Genomic DNA, 20,749 nt, shown 5'->3' on the forward strand with positions numbered 1-20,749 from the left:
GGGTGGTGCGTTGGAGCCTACTTTGCCCGGTTCCCGGGTACGTTGGGTTGCAAGGCGTACGAAAAATTTGATCGATCGTCCTGCCGGCCTAGATCGTCCATTCGCGGTCGGTGGTGAACATGATGGTCAGCCAGCGGTCCGGCGACGCCTCGCCCAGCGCATCGCCGATCTCGTCGCGCAACTGGTCCCATTCCCGCAGGGGACGCGGCGGGTCGTTTTCCGGCACCACGAAGAACAGCTCGATCTGCTCGCCGCGGCCCACCTGCGCCACGTAGCTGCGGTGTTCGACGAAGCCGTGCCGGGCGACGATGCCGCGCGCGACCGCATCCACGTGCGCCTGCAGTTCCGGCGGCGTGACCAGCAGGATGCCGGCCAGCGCCCGCCGCACGGTGCCGAGCGGGGCGACCATCACCAGCACGCAGACGAAGGCGAGGATGGCCGGATCGATGTACGGCCCGACCCAGGCCAGCGACGTGCCGCGCACCAGCACGCCACCGAGGAAGGCCAGCAGGTAGCAGGCCGACATGCTGGCCGCGATCACCCAGTTCTTCGCGTCCAGCGCGATGAACTCCGAGCCGATGCGACGGTTGGCACGCAGCACGAACCAGGCCAGCGCACTTTCGCCGACGATCGACAGCCCGGCGAAGGCGATGGCCGGCCCGAGGGCGATGTGGCGGCCGCCGGACATCAGCGCGTCCACCGCATTGACCAGGGCATACAGCGCCGCGCCGATCATCAGTGTGCCACTCACCCCCAGCACGATCGGTTCCAGATGCCAGAAACCCATCGTGAAGCGCTGGTTGAGGCGCGACTGCAGCGCGTCGGTCTGCGTGGACAGTGCGATCAGGCGCGCGACCAGCAGCGACAACCAGGTCATCACCACGTCGATCAGGCCGTAGATGCCGTCGAAGATGATCAGCGAGGAGTTGGCCAGCAGGCCGAACACCACTGCGGCAGCAGCCAGCAGCAATGAGCCTGCGATGGACAGGCGCAGCACGCCCTGTTCGGTGCGCGTATCGAAGAAGCGTTCGGCGGTGGCAGGCATGCGGGCATCCAGCGGGACATGTGCTGCGGGAGCAGCGCGCCGCCATTCTATCCAGCCCACGGCACCCCGCCGTGACCGCAGCTGCACAGGGTCCGCAGACGTCACCAGACTGGTAACCGTTTGCGGATTGACGGGTGCACACCTGAAGCGTATCGTTTGTACCACGATGACATAGAAGCCTCCGGTGACCCCGGGGGCTTCTTTCGTTTGCGCCCCCGCGCGCTGCGTTGCCATCGCCACCGGCTTCGACGTCCCCGTCGCGGCCGTTCCGTTTTCCGCCCCGACCCTGCTTGTCCCGCGCCGTCCTGGTGACCGCGTGGGGCGCCGCCGTGCGCGCAGGGTCGGGGCACTCCACATCCATCAACGAAGGAGGATTCGATGCCCCTGCTGACCCTTGAGCAGTGCCGCGCGCACTGCCGTATCGACGGCGACTACGACGACGCCATCCTGGGTGACCTGCTGGCTGCAGCCAGCGACGCAGCCGCTGCCTACCTGGGCCGCGACCTGTACGCCGACCAGGCCACGCTGGACCAGGCACTGGATCAGCTGCCGCAGGACATGGCGGCGGCGGTGACCGGGCATGACGCCGCGGTTGCCGCCGCCAATGCCGAAACCAACACGGCCAAGGCCAAGGCCATGCGTGATGTGGCCGACCGCCGCCTGGCCGTGGCCACTGCACGCAGCGCGCGCCTGCTGCTGGGCATGCCGGCCAACGACAGCATCCGCGCCGCGGTGCGCCTGCTGTTGGGCCACCTGTACGCCCACCGCGAAGCCGTCGTTGTCTCCGCGCATACCATCGATGCGCCGGCAGCGACCGCCGCCATTGCGATGGAACTGCCGTTCGGCGTGGCCGCGCTGCTCGATCCGTATCGCCAGGCAGCAACGCCATGACCGCCGGCCACTTCAATCGTCGCATCCGCATCGAGCGCCAGGACGGCCAGCGCGATGCATGGGGGCAGCCGCTGGACGCCTGGCAGCCGGTGGCCGAACTTTGGGCTGCCATCAGTGCCGATGGCGGTGACAGCGTGCAACGGCTGACGCTGGAAAGCCGCCTGCCGGCAACGGTCCGCCGCCAGCGGTTCCATCTGCGCCTGGCGGCCGCGCGGCAGGCCGGCATCCACGTCGGCATGCGCATCGTGCATGACGGCCGCACCTTCGACATCACCGGTGTTGCTCCCGACTTCGGGAGGCGCCAGACCACGGTGCTGTTCACCGAACAATCCTCAGGCATGGCCTGAGCGACGCCAACCAGGACACCCCGATGAGTTACGAAGCACAGCTGCACGCATTGCTGGGCCCGCTGCTGCAGGGCCGGCTGCATCCCGACGTTCCGCCGGAACCGGTCATCTACCCCTGTGCTGTGTACCAGCAGGTGGGCGGACAGTCCGTGTGGTTCAACGAAGGTTCCATTCCCGGACAGAAGCACGCTCGCGTGCAGCTGACCGTCTGGGCAGACAGTCGTGCCCAGGCCAACACCCTGATCCGTGAGATCGAGGACCAGGTATGCGCGGGCCTGCCGAAGTCTGAATCCTTTGGCGCACCCATTGCCGTGCATGAGCCGGCACTCAAGAAGTACGGCGCACGGCTCGAGTTCGGGCTGTGGTACGCCAACCCGTAGTTCCACCGCTCCACGTACCACCTGATGCCCGGCATGCGCCGGGCCTTTTTTTTCTATCCAAACGAGGAAATGCAACATGGCACTCAAGCTCCCCAAGGGCACCCAGTTCGGCTTCGCTCCGGTGGTCTCCACCGCCATCGCCGTCACCGCCATCTCCAAGGCCGCACCGGCACTGGCCAGCGTCGCCGCCAACAGCGTCGACACCGGTGATGTGGTGGTCATCGAACTGCCGGGCTGGCCGGCCCTGAACAACCGCGCCACCCGCGCCGGTGCCGAAGCCACCGGCAGCGTTGAACTGCTGGGCATCGACACCACCGACACCGTGCTGTTCCCGGGCACCAGCGGTGCCGGCGTACTGCGCAAGGCCGGCGCCTTCGTCGACCTGGACCAGCAGGGCGACCCGACCACCGCCGGTGGCGAGCAGCAGTACTGGAGCGGCACGCTGCTGGAAGACCCGACCGGTCGCCAGGTGCAGATGCCGACCTTCAAGAACGCCAAGACCATCACCCTGCCGCTGTTCTACGATCCGAAGAAGCCGTGGTACTCGGCGCTGAAGAACGTTGACGCCAAGGGTGAGCCGGTGATCCTGCGCGCCAAGCTGGTCGGTGGCGATGTGCTGTACTGGTACGGCTACCTGAGCTACAACGGCGACCCGACCATGGCCGCCAACACCCCGATGGGTACCACCGCGACGTTCACCGCGCTGGCCGATTCCATCCTGGTGGAGGATGTCTGATGTTCCAGGTCAAGGCACCTGAGACTTTCAAAAGCACCCTGACCATTGCCGGCCATGGGCGCGAGCAAAAGCTCAACCTGACCTACCGTCATCTGCAGCAGGCCGCCTATGCGGACCTGCTGCAGCGCTTGGCGGGGGGGGAGGTGACGCCTGCCCAGGCGATCCTGGACATCGTCGCCGAGTGGGACGCGGATGTGGCACTGGATACAGCCGGTGTCGAACTGGCTCTCCAGCAGCAGATCGGCCTGGACGGCGCCATTGTTGGTGGCTACGTGCAGGCCCTGCAGGTCGCTCGCAAGGGAAACTGATCGAGGCGGTGGGGGCACTGTACTGGCGTGCCCCCACCGAGGCCGAACTGAACCAGCTCGGTCTGAAAGCAAAGCACTTTCCACCGCCACAGGTCGAACTCTGGCCGGAGTGTGCACTTCCCATCGACATCTTCTCGCGGGTCTCCACCCAGTGGCGTATCGGCGCCGGTGGCCCGACGGGTCTGGACTACAACGTGGTCTACCAGGAACTCGAGCGTGAAGGGCTTACTGCCGAGAAGCACGCAGAAGCAATGGCAGGCATCCGCGTGATAGAGCGGGCCGCACTGGACGAGATGCACCGCCAATGAGCCATCTGTTGGCTCACTCCGACCCCGCCATCCGGCGGGGTCATTCTTTTCTGAGGAAACCCCTATGAGCGACATACCGCTCGGTGTTGCGCGGGTGGATATCGAGGTCAACAGCAACCTCGGCGCTGCCACGCAGGCTGCCAAACGAAGCCTGGCCGACATGACGGCCTCTGCACAGCAGCAGTACCAGCAACTGGACAGGGCCGAGCGCGCACGCCTGCAGATGCTGCTCCAGCAAAGCGCACAGGTGGACAGAACGCGCATTGAACAGGAAATGCTCAATGCCGTCCTCAAGTCCAGCGCAGTACTGATCAATGAAATGGCCCGTCAGATGGCCAGCAACGAACGCGCCATGCGTGCGGCACGCAATGAGATGCGGGCATACCGCAGTGAAGCCGAGGCGCTGGCAAGCACTACGGACAACGCCACCGCCTCATCGGCTGGCGCCAGCAGTGCAGCCGCGGGCTCGTCGTTCCTGGATCAGCTCGGCAAAGCGGGCGAGCTGAAGGGCGCATACGAGAATGTAGCGGAGGTTGTCTCCGGCCTGGTTGGCCGCTTCCCTGCGCTGGCCAATCCGATGGCAGCAGCGGCGGCAGCGCTGGCCGCCGCGGTCGGCGGCGTGGCCATAGCGTGGAACTCCGCCAGCGCTGAGTCATCCTCCTTCGAGCGATCCCTCCTGATCGTCGGTGATCGCCTCAACGTCAACGAAGCGCAATTGACAGGCTACGCGCAGGCAATGCGGCGGATTGATGGCATCACCATGAGTGAAGCGTCCGAAGCATTGAGCCAGGTCGCGATGACCGGCCAGTTCGCCGGTGATGAACTGCGACTGGTCGCGCAGGCCGCACTGCAATGGCAGGAAGCAGGCGTCAGCAGTGCAGAAGAAGTCATTGCGTCATTCGTCAAGATCAAGCAGAACCCGGTCGCGGCACTCAAGGAACTGGAGCAGCAGACCGACGTTCTCACCTTCGCACAGCAGCAGCAGATCCAATCGCTGATCGCGCAGGGAAACCAGGCAGATGCGTCGGCTCTGCTGATGCAGGCCTACGCAGGCAAGATCGGGGAGGTTGCACCCAAGGTCATCGACAGCGCTACGTTGATGGAAGGCGCCTGGCGCAGGGCGAAGATTGTCTTCTCCGACCTGTGGGACATGGTGAAGGAGCCATTCCGTGCGGACAGCGTCGACGATCTGCGCAAGAACCTGGCAGATGCCGAATCAAGCGTTCGTCGCTGGAGCTACACCACGCTGGACGGAACCACAGGCTCCAGTTACAGCCTGGCCGAGTACAGTCGTGCCAAGAAGGAAGCGGAGGAGGCGCTGCGCGCGCTGCAGAAGAACCTCAAGCCCATCCTGATCGAGGCGACGGTGCCTCCAAAGCCCGGTCAAGCACGAACGCCTGCGCCCAATCCTGGCCCCCCGTCGATTGCCCCGGCCCAAACCATCGCCTCTCCGCCGTCCGTTCCTTCATTGTTCGATCAGATCCAGGAACAGATCGACCAGAATGAGCGCCAGCGACTGGGAATGGACAAGCTGTCTGCCAGCGAGCGCTTGCAGCGGCAGGCAAAGCTTGCGCTCAAGGATGCGACAGAAGACGGCAACGTGACCGCCGCGCAACGCCTGGAACTGGCGCTCAAGAACCTGCAGGCGAGCGAGCAGCAACTTGCACTGCACAGCGAAGAGGTTGCGGCTACCACTCAGCTTGAGAAGCTCAACAGGTCGCTGATGGACGCCGAAGAGGCGCGTCGGAAGGCAAACGAACAGGAGTTGCTCGGACTCGGACACGGTAAAGAAGCTGCAGCGCGCCTCGGTCGTGTCAATGGCATCCAGCGTGAGTACGAGCAGGGCATGAAAGCACTGCGCGACAGCGGCATTCCCGAGGACAGCCGCAACTTCCGCCAGCAGTCTGACGCGCTTCGCTCAAGCCGTGATCGACGCCTGAGCGATGAGCAGGACTACCAAGGGCGTCGAATGGAGGAGATGGGCGACTGGCGCAATGGCGCGCGCAGCGCCTTCGACGACTACAGCGAATCCGCTTCCAACACAGCGGGTATGACCCAGGAACTCTTCAGCAAGGCATTCAAGGGTGCCGAAGACGCGCTGACCAAGTTCGTTCTAACTGGCAAGCTAAACTTCAGCGATCTGGCCGATTCGATCATCACAGACCTGGCACGAATTGCAGCCCAGCAAGCCCTGATGGGCATCATCAACAGTGTCGTCGGTGTTTTCGCCGGGAGCATGGGTGCGGGCGCAGGTTCAGCTCCTTCCACAGGGTTCGCTGCCGGTTTCGGCAACAACACCGGCTGGTTGAGCAGCGGCAACATGACCCCCAATGCGCTTGGCGGTGTCTATGCATCGCCCAGCCTCTCCGCCTACTCCGGTGGCGTCTACAACACCCCGCAGCTGTTCGCTTTCGCCAAGGGCGCAGGCGTCTTCGGCGAAGCGGGACCGGAAGCGATCATGCCGCTGCGGCGCGGGCCGGACGGTCGTCTCGGCGTAGCCGCACACGGTGGCGGCGGTAGCGGAGGCGTGGGTGTAAGCATCCGCATCGACAACAACGGCGGCAAGGAAGTCACCACCAACGAAAGCATGCTGCAGCAGTTCGGCAACGAGATCGGCCAGTTCGTGGAACGCAAGTACCGCGAACTGCAGAGTCGTGACCTGAAGGCGGGCGGCGTGCTCAGCAGGAGTGCCATGCAATGACCGATACCTTTACCTGGCCGGCAACCAGCCAGAGCACCGGAACCACTACCGCCGCCGTGAAGCGTGCGAAGTTCGGCGATGGTTATGCGCAGGCCGCTGCCGATGGTCTGAACGCCACCTCGCGCAGCTACCAGCTGCAGTTCGTCGGCAACCGCAGGACGATCAACGAGATCGTGACGTTCCTGGATGGTCATGCCGGCCGCAGCTTCCTGTGGAATGGGCCACTGGGGCAGGGGCTGTATACCTGTGATTCCTACACCGACAGTCATCTGGGCGGCTCGATGTTCAGCATTACCGCGGCATTTGAACAGACACATCAGCCGTAGGAGCAGACATGGATCTACAGCAGATTGATCTGGACACCATCCAACCCAACGGTAAACGGGGCGAAACCCAGCGCCCGGCCTTCACCAAGATCAACCAGAACTTCAAAGAAGTTGCCCTGGCGCTGGATGCAGTTCCCGAGGCAGTTGCACGGGCCGTCTCGGGAAGAAATCGCCTGATCAACGGGAACTTCGACTGTTGGCAGCGGGGTATCAGCTTCAATACAGGGGGGGCGTACACGGCCGATCGCTGGTTCCTGCAGATGCACGGCATCGCAGATCCGGTGTTCCGGCGGAATCCCACGGCAGTGGGGGACAATAACTTTCCCCGCAGCAGGTACACGCTGTCCACCAGCTCGAGCGGAAACACCGACGGAGAGAAGCACTTCTTCGTCTTCGAGCAGCGTGTGGAGGACGTGCGCAACTTCGCGGATGCCCAAAGCACGGTGTCCTTCCTGGTATTCAACGCGGGTGCGGGAGGGCGCAGGATCGCGCTGGAGTTCGCGCAGACCTTCGGCGCCACGGGCAGCGCTCCGGTACTGGCCATTGCGCCTGAGGTCTTCGAGCTCGCCCCGGGATTGAACAGAATCCGCAAGACAGTGACGTTGCCCTCGATCTCAGGAAAGACACTATCTGATGAGGGGGCCGCAGTTGTCTGCGTCTGGGTCTCGGCGGGCACACAGTTCGCCAACCGCACCGCCGGCCTTGGTGGGCAGCAGGGCCAGCTGTACTTCGGCGAGTTCCAGTGGGAGGGCGGTGCGATGGGCACGGACTTCGAATGGCGTCCGCCGGCCGAAGAGATGCAGCGCTGTCGGCGTTACTACCAGACCGATGCCACGGGAAGCCATTTCGATGGTGGTAGTCGCTTCAACGCTGGTGTAGGACTCATCCGAGGTGACAACAAGGTCTACCTGACCTATCGCTTCAGCCAACGCATGCGAACCATTCCCAGGGTTGGATTTTCCAGCCTGCCGCAGTGGCGGCTTCTCACTGGCACCGGAGCTGTGAGCCTGACGTCGATCGAGGCCGTAGAGATTTCATCAACGCGGATGACGATTGTCGGCTCCTTGACCGACGGGGCTGCAGGTCAGGCCGGCATCCTTCAGAGCAGCGACTCGGCCGGCGCAGGTACCGGAATCAACCTGGACGCGGAAATCTGAAAATGCGCAAGAACGCTCGCGACATACACGGCTTCGTGCCACATCTCAAATGACAAGGAGACACTAGACATGTCATTGAAAATCATCGATCTAGATTCCGTTCAGCCGAACGGGAAAAGGGGCGAAACGCAGCGTCCGGCTTTCACCAAGGTCAACGAAAATTTCGCGGAGCTATACGACGCACTTGAATCGGTTCCGCAGAGCATCGACGCGGTGATCACCGAGCGTATCCCAGGCAGAAATCTCCTCATAAACGGTGGTCTGCAGTTCTGGCAGCGACGGACCTCCGGTCGTGTCGGCAGCGGGGCAGGTACTTTGGGGGCGGAGACCTTCTTCGCGGACCGCTTCTCCAACTCTGCGTTGAGCTGTAATCAGGACGTCCAGCGCGTTGTCTATGACGGCCGGCAGGCAGGCTTCCCGGAGGACACCCGTTCTATCCTCGTCTGCACGGTGTCCAATGCCGTTGCCAGCAGTGGCGCCTGGATGGGACAGAGGATCGAAGGGGTCCGCAGTGCGAGCGGTGATATTACGATATCGGTATGGGCAAACAGCGATGCCCCGGGACGCAAGGTTGGCGTGCGTGTCATTCAGGATTTCGGAACGGGCGGTTCGCCTTCGCCAAAGACGGTTGCTGAAGTGGGGGTGATCACACTGAGTACGGCGGCCAGCCGACACTGCATCACCGTTAGCTTGCCAAGTACCAAAGGAAAGACGCTCGGCAGCGATGGAAACGACCATCTGTACGTGGTGTTCGACCTTTGCAGTACGGGTCATGGCGGAGAGCTGCTGGGTCAGAACGGTTCATTTGGTTTCACCCAGTTCCAGGTCGAAGCAGGACGCACGGCGTCGCGCTTCGACTGGCGACCAGTTGGTGTAGAACTGACACTTTGCCAGCGCTACTACGAGAAGAGCTACAAGCTGGACGTGCCGCCGAACACGGCGACAAACGAAGGTCGCGAGGCGTTCTCATCCAATACGCCGGGTATCGCCCACTACCAGAGCATCCGATTCCAGACCTCCAAGCGTGCTCACCCGTACGTGATGATCATTTCGGCGGACACTGTGCAGCAGAACGGGCATATCGCCGAAGACAATATCTCAAGGGTGCCGTGCGTTGTGAACTACGCGTCCAACTCAGGCTACGAAGTCAGCTGGTCGAACAATGCAGGGCGTTGGGGTGGCTGGTGGCATTGGTGGGCGGATGCAGAGTTCTGATCCGTAGGCCTCTCTCCAAGACAACAGGACCCCGACATGGCAAGAAGGATCATTGACCTCGATACCGTTCAAGCGAATGGTAAACGGGGTGAAACGCAGCGCCCGGCATTCACCAAGATCAACGAGAATTTCGACGAAGTCTATAGCGGCTTGCTTGATGCTCAGGAGGCAGTCGCCGCCATTCCAGCCACCCTGGATGCAGCACTGGCCGGTAGATCACTGGCCAGGAACTACCTCGTCAATGGTGACTTCCGCTTCTGGCAGCGCGGGTGGGGCTTGGCACAGGGCACAGGCTCGACCTATCTGGCCGATCGCTGGAAGCGGGACAACGGCAATGGAACCCTGTCCATGGCGCGCTTCCCACTGGAACCAGGACAGACCGCGATTCCCGGCAATCCACGCTGGTACATGAATGTCAACGTAGGCGCCTCCTCAGCCAGGAACAGCTACCAGCGTGTTTCGCAACTGATCGAAGACGTAACACTCCTCAGCGGCAGGAAGCTGACGCTTTCCTTCTATGCGAAGGCAGCCCTTGGCGCCAGAATTGCCGTGGAGATCGAGCAGGATCTACGTGGCCAGGATGCCTCGACACAGACATTTGCAGGCATCGCCACGCTGACGGGAGCCTGGACCAGGTACGCGATGACGTTCGATGTACCCAGTGTTTCCGGAAAGAACACCAACGGTGCTGGACACTGCACGTGGGTCTCGCTGTGGATGTCCACCGGTCCGGATTTCAGCGACCGGGTACCTGGCCTGGGCCATCAGACCGGCAACTTCGACATCGCGATGGTGCAGCTGGAAGACGGCGCGGCAGCCACCGACTTCGAGCGTAGACCCGATGCATTGGAGCTGCTGCTGTGCCAGCGCTACTTCGAGAAGAGCTACAACATTGATGTACCACCAGGGACCGCTGACGTATCCGGGCGGGACAACCAGTTCTATGACCGCACGATCGGCGTGGGCAGCACCTCGCACATCCGATGCCGTGTACTGAAGCGGGCGACACCCGCTTACACCGTCTACAACGACACAACCGGCATTGCCGGCCAAGTTTCGGGTGCATCCGGTGGTGCCGGTACGGTGACATCGATCGTCAATCCCGGCCAGTCCGGTGCCCAGGTCAATTATGTGTCGGCACCCGGGAACTGGGGTTCCTCCTTCCACTGGACTGCAGATTCGGAGCTTTGACATGTATCAACTGACGCAGGAGCCGGACATCATCAAGTGTAAAGACACCGGAGCATTCATTCCGCGTGGCCACTGGATGTGGCGGGATTACGAGGCGTGGATACTGGCTGGCAACGCGCCCTCGCCGGTGCCGCTGCCCTATCCGGCAGGATCTGCCGAGCACCTGCATCAGCTGCGGCGCCAGGCGGAGCAATGGATGTGCGAGTACGCCCAGACACTGGGCCATTCATCGGTGGAAAGCTGCTGTAGCTACACCAGCAGTGTGATTCCCGGGCTGGCCTGCGAGGCCCGAGCGATGGTGGCGTGGCGCGATGCGGTCACTCTGGCATTGAAAAATTTGACCATCGCATCGCCTGATGATGCGCAGAACTGGGATCAGATCAAGCAACGGCTGCCGCAACCGGAGATGTTCGACTGGCTGTGCGGGACTTCCGACAGTGTTCCGCCAGTGCGCGGACCCGCAGAAATCTAGAGAAACGCTCATGGCAAGGAAAATCATCGACCTCGACACCGTCCAGCCCAATGGCAAACGGGGTGAGACACAGCGCCCGGCGTTCACCAAGATCAACGACAACTTCGCCGAGATCTATGCCGGACTGGATGACGCGGAATCGGCGCTCATGCACCTGGAAGGCCGCATGGCCGGAAGGAACGCACTCATCAATGGCGACTTCCGGCTCTGGCAGCGCGGGGCAGCGTTCCCTGCATCCACGGGCCCGCGTTACATCGCTGATCGCTGGCTGGCCAATGCCACCGGCACCACAGTAGCCGTCACACGCGAAGACGTACCCGCCGGCGGCGGCCCAGGTGGGCGCCTGCTGGCCGGATCACGCCATCTGCTCCGGCTGGACGTGCAGAGCGTCGCCGCTGCCGGCAACATGGCGCTGGTCCAGCAACGCATCGAGGACGTCCGGACCCTGGCCGGGCGCACCGTCACCATCAGCTTCAAGGCGCGGGCCTCGGTGGACGACTTCCGCATCGGCGTGGAGCTGCAGCAGTCCCATGGAACGGGCGGGTCGACCGCGCGCGACAGCATCGGCGCCTCGGTCGTGCTCGACACGCTGTGGCGCTGGCATCAGGTCACCGTGGAGGTGCCCGGCCTTGCCGGCAGCACGCTGGGCCCGGACAGCTACCTGCAACTCAGCTTCTGGCTGGACGCAGGTGCCGACTTCAGCGGGCGGGCCTTTGCCGCCGGGCAGAAGAGCGGCAGTGTGCAGCTGGCCGAAGTGCAGATCGAAGCGGGCGACACCGCCACCGACTTCGATCGTCGCTCCGACGCAATGGAACTCATGCTCTGCCAGCGCTATTACGAAACGGTGGATGTGAACCGGATCCTGGGCATCACCTACACCGCCAACGGCGACACGCGAGCCTGCATCCCGTTCAAGGTGCGCAAGCGGATAGCGCCCAGGATCTCCTCGCCGTCCAACGCACTGAACCTGGTGGGTTTCGGCTCCGAAGGCAGCCTCATCAACTTCAACGGCGGCAGCCCCGGCTGGCAGTCCACCGTGGACGCGGCCGTGTTGTCCACGATGTCCAACAACATGCAGCAGTGGGGCGCGGTGGTGGTGTGGTCGACCACCTCCCAGATTCTGGTGCACGCAGATGCGGAGCTCTGAGCCATGAACGGAATCACCACCGGAACCGGCCCCATTCCCTGCTTCACCACCCTTGTGTCACTGCGCCCCGGGCACCGCGTCATCGTGCCCCACGGCCATCCACCCTATCCCGTACCGCCTCTTCCCCTCGTCGCACAGGAGCGCACCCCATGATCACCGCCGATGCCCAGCAGCTTGAGCCGGGTGGCCGCATCACCGTCTACGAGCTGGACGCCAGCAGTTTCGGTGCCGACAAACTGTTCTTCCATGCACACCTGCAGAGTGGCCTCATCTGGTGGCAGGGCCAGGAGTATGGCCCCTGGCCGATCGAGGCCAGTGGCTTCGAGCGCACCAGTGACCAGCCGCCGAATCCCCGCCTGCGCGTGAGCAATATCGACGGTCGCATCACCGCCATGTGCCTGCTGTTCGATGACCTGGTCGGTGCCCGCATCATCCGCCGGCAGACACTGGCAAAGTACCTGGACGCGGCCAACTTCGAGGAGGGCAATCCCAGTGCGGATCCCGCCGAGCACTTCCCCGATGAAGTCTGGTTCATCGAACGCAAGATCGGCGAGGACAAGCAGATGGTCGAGTTCGAGCTGACCACTGCCATCGACCTCAACGGCCAGCAGCTGCCGGGCAGGCAGATCATTGCCGGCATGTGCGGCTGGCTGGTACGCGGTGGTTACCGCGGCCCCTACTGCGGCTACAACGGGCCGGCGGTGGCCGACGGCGACGACGTGGCCACCGACGATCCTGCCCGTGACCAGTGCGGGGGCCGCGTGCGCAGCTGCAAGCTGCGCTTCGGCCAGGACAAGCCGTTGCCCTATGGCGGCTTTCCCGCCGCCGGTCTGCTGCGCTCCTGAGCCAGCCGTCCACCGACCTTCCACTTCCAGGCCCGCCCGTGTGGGCCTTTTTCATGGGTGAAACATGCAACCGACAACCCTGCAGGCCATCCAGGCACACGCCGTGGCCGAGTACCCGCGCGAATGCTGCGGGCTGATCGTGGCCATCAACGGCCACGAACACTATCTTCCCTGCCGCAATGTGGCTGCCACACCCAGTGAGCATTTCCGGCTGCCGGCCGAGGACTATGCCGTCGCCGAGGACAAGGGCGAGGTGCTGGCGCTGGTGCACAGCCATCCCGACGCGGCCGCGACACCTTCGGATGCGGATCGGGTCATGTGCGAGCGCAGCGGGCTGACCTGGCACATCGTCAGCGTTGGTCAGGTCGCTGGCGAGGCGCCACTCTGCGGGGATCTGCAGACCCTGCATCCCTCGGGCTACGTGGCACCGCTGGTCGGTCGCCAGTTCGCCCACGGCGTGCTGGACTGCTACAGCCTGGTCCGTGACTTCCACGCACGCGAACTGGGCATCCCGCTGTCGGAGTACGAACGGCAGGACGACTGGTGGAGCCACGGCCAGGACCTGTACAGCCTTGAACGCCTGCATGCGGAGGGCTTCGACCTGATCGAGGGCGAGCCGCAGCGGGGCGACATGATCCTCATGCAGATCCGCTCGCCGGTCACCAACCACGCAGGCATCTACCTCGGCGACGGGCAGATGCTGCATCACCTGCATGGCCGTCTGTCCGAGACCGTACCCTACGGCGGCATGTGGGCCGAACGTACCCGCTGCATCGTCCGCCATCGCGGGGTGCGCCATGACTGACCGTCTGCGTACGATCCGCCTGTACGGCAAGCTGGGCGCGCGCTTCGGGCGCAGGTTCCGGCTGGCGGTGAACAGCCCGGCCGAGGCCGTGCATGCGCTGTGCGTGATGCTGCCTGGCTTCCAGCAGTACCTGATGGGTGCGAAGGCCAAGGGCATGGAATTTGCCGTGTTCAATGGCCGCCAGAACCTGTCGCGGGATCAGCTGCACGATCCGCCCGGGCAGGATGACATCCGCATTGCGCCGGTCATGGTGGGCAGCAAACGGGGTGGCGTGCTGCAGACTGTCATCGGTGTCGTTCTGATCGTGGTTGCCAGCATTTACGGCGGTCCGGGCGCAGGTACTGCAGTCGCAAAGTTCTGGGGGGCTGTCGGCACTGTGGGCTGGAGCATGGCATTGGGCGGCGTCGCACAGATGCTGACGCCGCAACCCAAGGGAATGGGCGCCAAGGACAGTCCTGATAACACGCCGAGTCACAGCATGAACGGCACCGTCAACACACAGGCGCAGGGGAACCCCGTACCGGTCGCCTACGGCGGCCATGACAGCAAGGGCATGTTCATCGGCTCGGCCGTGATCAGCGGCGGCATCCTCGCGGAGGACCAGTTTTGAACCAGATCACTCACTCCGCACCGCGCACGCGCGGTGCAGCAGCCCCCCTGCTGGTGGGCGCCAAGAAGGGCGCCAGCAATGCCCGCACACCGGTGGAGACGCCGGACAGCCTGCACTCGATGGCAGTTGCGCGCATCATCGACCTGGCCAGCGAAGGCGAAATCCGCGGCCTGGTCGCCGGCAGGCAATCCATCTACCTGGACCAGGTACCGATCGAGAACGCGGACGGCACGCTGAACTTCTCCGGCGTCGACGTGCAGACCCGCTCCGGTACCCAGGACCAGGAGCACATCAGCGGCTTCCCTTCCATCGAGAACGAAGTCGCGGTCAATGTCGAGCTGCGCAGTGATGCGCCGGTGGTGCGCACCGTGTCCGGTGCCGACCTGTCGGCCGTGCGCATCCGCTTCGCGGTGCCGGCGCTGCAGAAGACCAATACCGAAAATGGCGACACCGAGGGCTATCGCATCATGTATGCGGTGGACCTGGCCACCGACGGCGGCCCGTTCAGCACGGTGCTGACCGATGCCTTCAGTGGCAAGACCACCACCCAGTACGAGCGCAGTCGCCGCATCGATCTGCCTGCCGGCAGCCAGTGGCAGGTGCGCATCCGCCGGCTGACCACCAACGCCAACAGCAGCACCATCGCCGACACCATCAACGTGCTGTCGATGACCGAGATCATCGATGCCAAGCTGCGCTATCCGAACTGTGCGCTGGCGGCGGTGCAGGTCGATGCCAGCCAGTTCCAGAACATTCCCACCCGTTCCTACCAGTTGTGGGGGCGCATCGTGCGCATCCCCTCCAACTACGATCCGCTCAGCCGCCTCTACAGCGGCGTGTGGGACGGCACCTTCAAGAGCGGCTGGACCAACAACCCGGCGTGGGTGTTCTTCGATATCGTGACCAACGATCGCTTCGGCCTGGGTCACCGTGTTCCGCTGGACTGGGTGGACAAGTGGCGGCTGTACCAGATCGCACGCTACTGCGACGAGCTGGTCAGTGATGGCCAGGGCGGCAAGGAGCCGCGCTTCACCTGCAGCCTGTATCTGCAGACCCGCGCCGAGGCCTATCGGGTGCTGCAGGATATCGCCACCATGTTCCGCGGCATCAGCTTCTACGCGGCAGGGCAGGTGATGGCCTCTGCCGACATGCCCAAGGACCCGGTGCTGACCTACAGCCAGGCCAACGTCATCGAAGGGCGCTTCCACTATGCGGGCAGCAGTCGCACGGCGCGGCACACGGTGGCGCTGGTATCGTGGATCGATCCGGATGACTTCGGCCGGCAGAAGGTCGAGGTGGTGCAGCATCTGCCCGGCGTGGCCCGCTACGGCATCAACCAGACCGAAGTGACGGCGGTCGGCTGCCATTCGCGTTCGCAGGCGCAGCGCGTCGGCAACCACATCCTGCATACCGAAATGCTGGAAACCGAAACCATCAGTTTCTCGGTGGGACTTGACGCGCTGGGCTGCATGCCGGGCGACGTGATCCTGGTGGCCGATCCGAACCGTGCCGGCCGCCGCAATGCCGGTCGCATCCGCAGTGCCGGCGTGCGCAGCCTGGTGCTGGACCGGGTGCCCGAGCAGATCGCCGCCGGTGACACCCTGCGGGCCACCCTGCCCAGTGGGCAGGCCGAAGCACGCACGGTGCAATCGGTGGACGGCGAAACGGTCACCGTCACTGCACCATGGTCGGCGTTGCCGGTGGCGCAGTCGGTCTGGGCGCTGGAATCACCGGAGCTGGCGCTGCAGCACTATCGCGTGCTGTCGATCAGCGAGGGCGAAGAGCTGACCTACCAGATCACGGCGCTCAAGCATGTTCCGGGCAAGTACGCCGCCATCGACGATGGCACGCGGCTGGAGCAGCCGCCGATCAGCATCATTCCGCCCAGCGTGCAGCCGCCGCCGGCCAACGTGCGCATGGACTCGCATGTGGTGGTCGACCAGGGCATCGCCACCTCCGTGCTCACCATCGAATGGGACGCGGCAGACAAGGCAATCGGCTACGACGTGGAATGGCGCCGTGGTGATCTCAACTGGGTCCGCGCCGGTCGCGTCGGGACGCAGAGCCTGGAAGTGCGGGGCATCTATGCGGGCGAGTATCTGGCGCGGGTGCGTGCGGTCAATGCGCTCGGTGCGGTATCGCAGCCAACGCTCAGTGCGCTCACCCGCATTGAAGGAAAGACGTCACCGCCACCGGCACTGACCTCGCTGACCGCCCGCAGCCAGGTGTTCGGCATCGAGCTGGCCTGGCAGTTCCCGGCAGGCGCCACGGATACCGAGCGCACGGAACTCTGGTACAGCACCAGCCCGGATCGCGCGGCCGCCATCAAGCTCGGCGACTTCGCCTATCCACAGTCGCGTCACCAGATGAACGGTCTCGCGGCGGGCGCGCGCTTCTGGTTCTGGGGGCGCCTGGTCGATCGCAGCGGCAACATCGGTCCGTGGCATCCGGTGGATCAGGGGGTCCTTGGCGAGTCCAGCAGCAACCAGGCTGACTACGATGCCTACTTCGCCGGTCGCATCAACGAAAGCGCGTTGGGCCAGCAGCTGAGGGGCACGATCGAGCGCGTCACCGAAGTGCTGCCGCTGGTCTGGGATGCCGAGGCAACCTACACCCCGGGCCAGACCGTCATCCACGATGGCCGGATCTGGAGCTGGCAAGGCGCCGCCGCGGGCAATGAAACGCCGCCAGGCAGCCATTGGAAGAACATCGGCGACGCCATCGCCGAGGCGGGCGCCATCGTCGGCCGTGTCGACCAGCTTGAACTGGACGTCACCGACGTCGATGGCAAGGTAGCCGCGCAGGGGCAGAAGGTCGACGGCTTGTTCGCGCAGGTCAGCGACCACAGTGCCGGTGAGGAGGACTACAACGTCGGCGAGAACGACGTCAGCGCCGGCGCCATCACCGTCTACAGTGTGATGGCCGAGAAGGACGCGGCCCTGGCCAAGCGTGTGGATACCGTCGAAGCCTCCATCGAGGGTGTTCCCGGCAAGATCGAGGGTGTCAGTGCTGCGGTCCAGCAGGTCTCGCAGGCGGTGGTCAACCTCGACGGCAAGGTCAGCGCGACCTATACGGTCAAGGCGCAGATCAGCAGCGCCGGGCAGATCTACATGGCCGGCATGGGCCTAGGTGTCGAGCAGCAGCCGGACGGCAGCTACCAGAGCCAGATCCTGATGCAGGCCGATCGCTTCGCCTTGTTCAACACTAACAGTGGCCAGGTCAGTGCGCCGTTCGTGGTGCAGGGCGGGCAGACCTTCATCAACCAGGCACTGATCGGCAACGGCTGGATCCAGAACGCCATGATTGGTGACGTGATCCAGTCCAACGCGGTCGGTGCTGGGGGGCAACCGCGATGGAGGCTGGACAAGAATGGGTCGCTGACCATTCGCGGTGCAAATGCCAACGGTGGCTTCATGGAGTTGAACGACAACGCGCTTCGTTTCTGGAACAGTGCCGGGAATGTTGCACTGATCGAGCTGGGGGAGCTGCTGTAATGGCCAAAGGCTTTCGTCAACGTGACCCGGCGGGCAACCTCCTGGTCGACGTAACTACCCGGTTGCCGCGAATTATTGGCCGGGTGACCCTTTCCCCAGGTGTTAGTGGCTCGGTGTATGTGCCGACGAGCGGCAACAACCCGATCTTCTACTATTACGCTGGCAGCAATATTCCGGGTCGGGAAGCGGGTTCTCCCAACATCACAGTGAATGACGGCGCAAACACCATTTCGTGGACCTATCCGGGTTCTGCGTATTACGCCGGCGGCACGTTGGCATACGGGAGGTACTGAATGTCCATCGGAGCAAGAATCCGGGGTGAAGATGGATCATTGGTACAGATCGATCCGCAGTTCGAGAACCTTTGTCTTCGTGACAAGGGTGTTGTGCGAACAGAAATGTTCGGAACCAGTGGTGCTTCCAGAAACGTTGGCGTAGCCACGATCCAGCTTTCTGGCTGCAACGAACCACTGTTGATGGTTCGGTGTGATGGCGTGTTTATAGGGCTTCGTTCGCGCAACAAGGTGGGTGCCACCTACTCCTGGCAGCTCGTCGCCAGCAGCCCGGTGGTAGATATCGAGTACTGGGTCTTCGATACCACCAATGTGGCGCAGATGGCGTTTGTCACGTCGAAGGGCTTGCGTATCCGAAATTCCGACGATGGACGAGTGATATTTGATTCCAGGTACAAGTACATGCGCGTTCTGAAGTTGATCAACACCACCATGGGAACCGGCGCTCAGTCTCATGCGATCCCCGTTGCTTCGGGTGTCGCGGTTGGGTTTGGCAACGCATCATTGAGTACGCTGATCGCCGGCGGTCCAATCAGTGGTGGCGGATACTGGCTCTATCAGGTCACGGTGAACGTCGCTGGCTTCATGACAACGAGCAATGGACAGATTCAGTCGCGCCTGATAACCATCAACTCCTTCACCAATGAGGGCCAAGGTACGCCGCCCTATGGCGGTGGCATCATCGGCAGCTTCAACGCTTCTGCTCTGGTGTGTGATGTAAGAAACTACTGACTTGGGCGTTGGAGGATGGGGCGTGCCACTGCGTGACTACCCAGCCATTGTCTGTCAGCGATCCAGTCCGGGCGGCCATTTGAGCCGCCCGGCCCCTTCCCGTAGACTGCGCCCCTCCCACGCTCCCCGACGACGCACTGCAGTGATCACGCCACCCTGACCCTTGCCGCACATCGGCAGCCGGCCCGCCCGGCCCAGGAACCCGTGTCTTTCCACTGCAGCGCCATGCGGCCACACCCGCGTGCGCGCGGAGATTTTGCATGCAAACGTCCTATCCCCTGCGCCAGCAATGGCTCGGCAACCTCCGTGGCGATCTGCTGTCCGGTACCGTCGTCGCCCTGGCCCTGATTCCCGAGGCCATCGCCTTCTCGCTGATTGCCGGCGTCGATCCGAAGGTCGGCCTGTATGCCGCGTTCTCCATTGCCGTCATCACCGCCATCGCCGGCGGTCGTCCCGGCATGATCTCCGCCGCCACCGGCGCGATGGCGCTGGTGATGGTCGATCTGGTCAGGGATCACGGCCTGCAGTACCTGTTCGCCGCCAGCATCCTGGCCGGGCTGCTGCAGGTGCTGGCCGGCGTGTTCAAGCTGGGTTCGCTGATGCGTTTCGTCTCGCGCTCGGTCATCACCGGCTTCGTCAACGCGTTGGCGATCCTGATCTTCCTGGCACAGATGCCCGAGCTGATCGGCCGCGGTCCCACGGTCTACGTGCTGTGTGCCGCCGCACTGGCAATCATCTACCTGCTGCCGCGCCTGACCCGTGCCGTGCCCTCGCCGCTGGTGGCGATCGTCGTGCTCACCGTCGTGGTGATCGGCTTCGGTATCGATGTCCGCAGCGTCGGAGACATGGGCCAGCTGCCGGACAGCCTGCCGCAGTTCCTCATTCCCGATGTGCCGCTCAGCTGGGACACGCTGCGCATCCTGCTGCCGGTGTCGGCCACGCTGGCCGTGGTCGGCCTGCTCGAATCGATGATGACCCTGCAGATCGTCGAGGACATCACTGAAACCCCCAGCGAACGCAACCGCGAATGCGTCGGCCAGGGCGTGGCCAACACGGTCACCGGCTTCCTCGGCGGCATGGCCGGCTGCGCGATGATCGGCCAGTCGGTCATCAACGTGACCTCCGGTGGCCGCGGCCGGCTGTCCTGCCTGGTGGCCGGCGTGCTGCTGCTGGTGCTGGTGGTGTACGGCAGCGAGCTGGTGCGGCAGATCCCGATGGCCGCGCTGGTGGCGGTGATGATCATGGTCAGCATCGGTACCTTCAGCTGGCGTTCGCTGCGTGACCTGCGCACGCACCCGCGCAGCTCATCGGCAGTGATGCTGCTCACCGTGGTGGTCACCGTCGCCACCCATGACCTGGCCAAGGGCGTGCTCAGCGGCGTGCTGCTGTCGGCGCTGTTCTTCGCGCGCAAGGTGGGCCGCATGCTGGACGTACAGCGCGAGGATGTGGGCGATGCCCAGGTCTACCGCGTGCGCGGCCAGGTGTTCTTCGCCTCGGCCGGACAGCTGGGTGCCGCCTTCGATTACCAGCACGTAGCACCGAAGGTCGAAATCGACCTGCGTGACGCCCACCTGTGGGATCTGACCGCCGTGGCCGCGCTGGAGCGCGCGCAGGAAAAGCTGGCCGCGCATGGCGCGCAGGTCAGCGTGGTCGGCCTCAATGCGGCCAGCCAGACGCTGGTGGAGCAGGTAGGCGCACGCGGCAGGCTGCATTGAGCAGTGGCTTTCGGCCTGCGCCTGCGCGACG

Annotated in this window: 21 protein-coding genes; 20 read left to right on the forward strand and 1 reads right to left on the reverse strand. The window is 63.9% G+C overall.

Annotated elements, in window-relative coordinates:
* Positions 1-88: 88 nt before the first annotated feature.
* Positions 89-1,045: a cation diffusion facilitator family transporter gene (locus tag Q5Z10_RS01245; protein WP_303637551.1), complete on the reverse strand. Its 957-nt coding sequence runs from the start codon at positions 1,043-1,045 to the stop codon at positions 89-91.
* Between the two features lie 378 nt (positions 1,046-1,423).
* Between Q5Z10_RS01245 and Q5Z10_RS01250 the strand changes: the two genes are divergently transcribed.
* The 20 genes from Q5Z10_RS01250 to Q5Z10_RS01345 all read left to right on the forward strand — a co-directional run bounded on the left by Q5Z10_RS01250 (position 1,424) and on the right by Q5Z10_RS01345 (position 20,718).
* Entirely contained in the window at positions 1,424-1,936 is a 513-nt protein-coding gene (locus Q5Z10_RS01250; RefSeq protein ID WP_303637552.1) for a head-tail connector protein, read from the forward strand.
* Positions 1,933-2,283: a head-tail adaptor protein gene (locus Q5Z10_RS01255; protein ID WP_303637553.1), complete on the forward strand. Its 351-nt coding sequence runs from the start codon at positions 1,933-1,935 to the stop codon at positions 2,281-2,283. The genes Q5Z10_RS01250 and Q5Z10_RS01255 overlap by 4 nt, the downstream gene beginning before the upstream one ends.
* Before the next feature lie 23 nt (positions 2,284-2,306).
* Entirely contained in the window at positions 2,307-2,663 is a 357-nt protein-coding gene (gene gp17, locus Q5Z10_RS01260; protein WP_303637554.1) for a tail completion protein gp17, read from the forward strand.
* A gap of 76 nt (positions 2,664-2,739) precedes the next feature.
* The gene (locus Q5Z10_RS01265; protein ID WP_303637555.1) at positions 2,740-3,399 is read left to right on the forward strand and encodes a phage tail protein; all 660 of its coding nucleotides are present in this window, start codon (positions 2,740-2,742) and stop codon (positions 3,397-3,399) included.
* The gene (locus Q5Z10_RS01270; protein ID WP_303637556.1) at positions 3,399-3,707 is read left to right on the forward strand and encodes a phage tail assembly chaperone; all 309 of its coding nucleotides are present in this window, start codon (positions 3,399-3,401) and stop codon (positions 3,705-3,707) included. Before Q5Z10_RS01265 ends, Q5Z10_RS01270 begins: the two co-directional genes overlap by 1 nt.
* A gap of 8 nt (positions 3,708-3,715) precedes the next feature.
* Positions 3,716-4,015: a DUF1799 domain-containing protein gene (locus Q5Z10_RS01275; protein ID WP_303637557.1), complete on the forward strand. Its 300-nt coding sequence runs from the start codon at positions 3,716-3,718 to the stop codon at positions 4,013-4,015.
* Positions 4,016-4,079: 64 nt separating this feature from the next.
* Complete coding sequence (locus tag Q5Z10_RS01280) at positions 4,080-6,716, forward strand: phage tail tape measure protein (protein WP_303637558.1); 2,637 nt, start codon at positions 4,080-4,082, stop codon at positions 6,714-6,716.
* Positions 6,713-7,042 (forward strand): phage tail protein, encoded by a 330-nt coding sequence (locus Q5Z10_RS01285; RefSeq protein ID WP_303637559.1) that lies wholly within the window; start codon positions 6,713-6,715, stop codon positions 7,040-7,042. The genes Q5Z10_RS01280 and Q5Z10_RS01285 overlap by 4 nt, the downstream gene beginning before the upstream one ends.
* Positions 7,043-7,050: 8 nt before the next feature.
* Positions 7,051-8,199, forward strand: coding sequence for a hypothetical protein (locus tag Q5Z10_RS01290; protein WP_303637560.1), 1,149 nt, complete (start codon positions 7,051-7,053; stop codon positions 8,197-8,199).
* 69 nt (positions 8,200-8,268) lie between these two features.
* The gene (locus tag Q5Z10_RS01295; RefSeq protein WP_303637561.1) at positions 8,269-9,414 is read left to right on the forward strand and encodes a hypothetical protein; all 1,146 of its coding nucleotides are present in this window, start codon (positions 8,269-8,271) and stop codon (positions 9,412-9,414) included.
* Positions 9,415-9,450: 36 nt separating this feature from the next.
* Positions 9,451-10,605, forward strand: coding sequence for a carbohydrate binding domain-containing protein (locus Q5Z10_RS01300; RefSeq protein WP_303637562.1), 1,155 nt, complete (start codon positions 9,451-9,453; stop codon positions 10,603-10,605).
* 1 nt (position 10,606) lies between these two features.
* A complete protein-coding gene (locus Q5Z10_RS01305; protein WP_303637563.1) occupies positions 10,607-11,077 on the forward strand; it encodes a hypothetical protein in 471 nt (156 codons plus the stop codon).
* The gene (locus Q5Z10_RS01310) at positions 11,043-12,224 is read left to right on the forward strand and encodes a hypothetical protein (RefSeq protein WP_303637564.1); all 1,182 of its coding nucleotides are present in this window, start codon (positions 11,043-11,045) and stop codon (positions 12,222-12,224) included. Before Q5Z10_RS01305 ends, Q5Z10_RS01310 begins: the two co-directional genes overlap by 35 nt.
* 149 nt (positions 12,225-12,373) lie before the next feature.
* The gene (locus Q5Z10_RS01315; protein ID WP_303637565.1) at positions 12,374-13,069 is read left to right on the forward strand and encodes a phage minor tail protein L; all 696 of its coding nucleotides are present in this window, start codon (positions 12,374-12,376) and stop codon (positions 13,067-13,069) included.
* A gap of 64 nt (positions 13,070-13,133) precedes the next feature.
* A complete protein-coding gene (locus tag Q5Z10_RS01320) occupies positions 13,134-13,874 on the forward strand; it encodes a C40 family peptidase (protein ID WP_303637566.1) in 741 nt (246 codons plus the stop codon).
* A complete protein-coding gene (locus Q5Z10_RS01325) occupies positions 13,867-14,484 on the forward strand; it encodes a tail assembly protein (RefSeq protein ID WP_303637567.1) in 618 nt (205 codons plus the stop codon). The genes Q5Z10_RS01320 and Q5Z10_RS01325 overlap by 8 nt, the downstream gene beginning before the upstream one ends.
* Positions 14,481-17,978, forward strand: a complete 3,498-nt coding sequence (locus Q5Z10_RS01330) for a TipJ family phage tail tip protein (RefSeq protein ID WP_303637568.1) — start codon at positions 14,481-14,483, stop codon at positions 17,976-17,978. Before Q5Z10_RS01325 ends, Q5Z10_RS01330 begins: the two co-directional genes overlap by 4 nt.
* Positions 17,978-18,271, forward strand: coding sequence for a hypothetical protein (locus Q5Z10_RS01335; RefSeq protein WP_303637569.1), 294 nt, complete (start codon positions 17,978-17,980; stop codon positions 18,269-18,271). Before Q5Z10_RS01330 ends, Q5Z10_RS01335 begins: the two co-directional genes overlap by 1 nt.
* Positions 18,272-19,003, forward strand: a complete 732-nt coding sequence (locus Q5Z10_RS01340; RefSeq protein WP_303637570.1) for a hypothetical protein — start codon at positions 18,272-18,274, stop codon at positions 19,001-19,003. It begins immediately after the preceding gene.
* 260 nt (positions 19,004-19,263) lie between these two features.
* Entirely contained in the window at positions 19,264-20,718 is a 1,455-nt protein-coding gene (locus Q5Z10_RS01345; protein WP_303637571.1) for a SulP family inorganic anion transporter, read from the forward strand.
* Positions 20,719-20,749 lie beyond the last annotated feature (31 nt).

This window comes from Stenotrophomonas sp. 704A1 (genome assembly GCF_030549525.1).
GTDB classification, from domain to species: domain Bacteria; phylum Pseudomonadota; class Gammaproteobacteria; order Xanthomonadales; family Xanthomonadaceae; genus Stenotrophomonas; species Stenotrophomonas tuberculopleuritidis.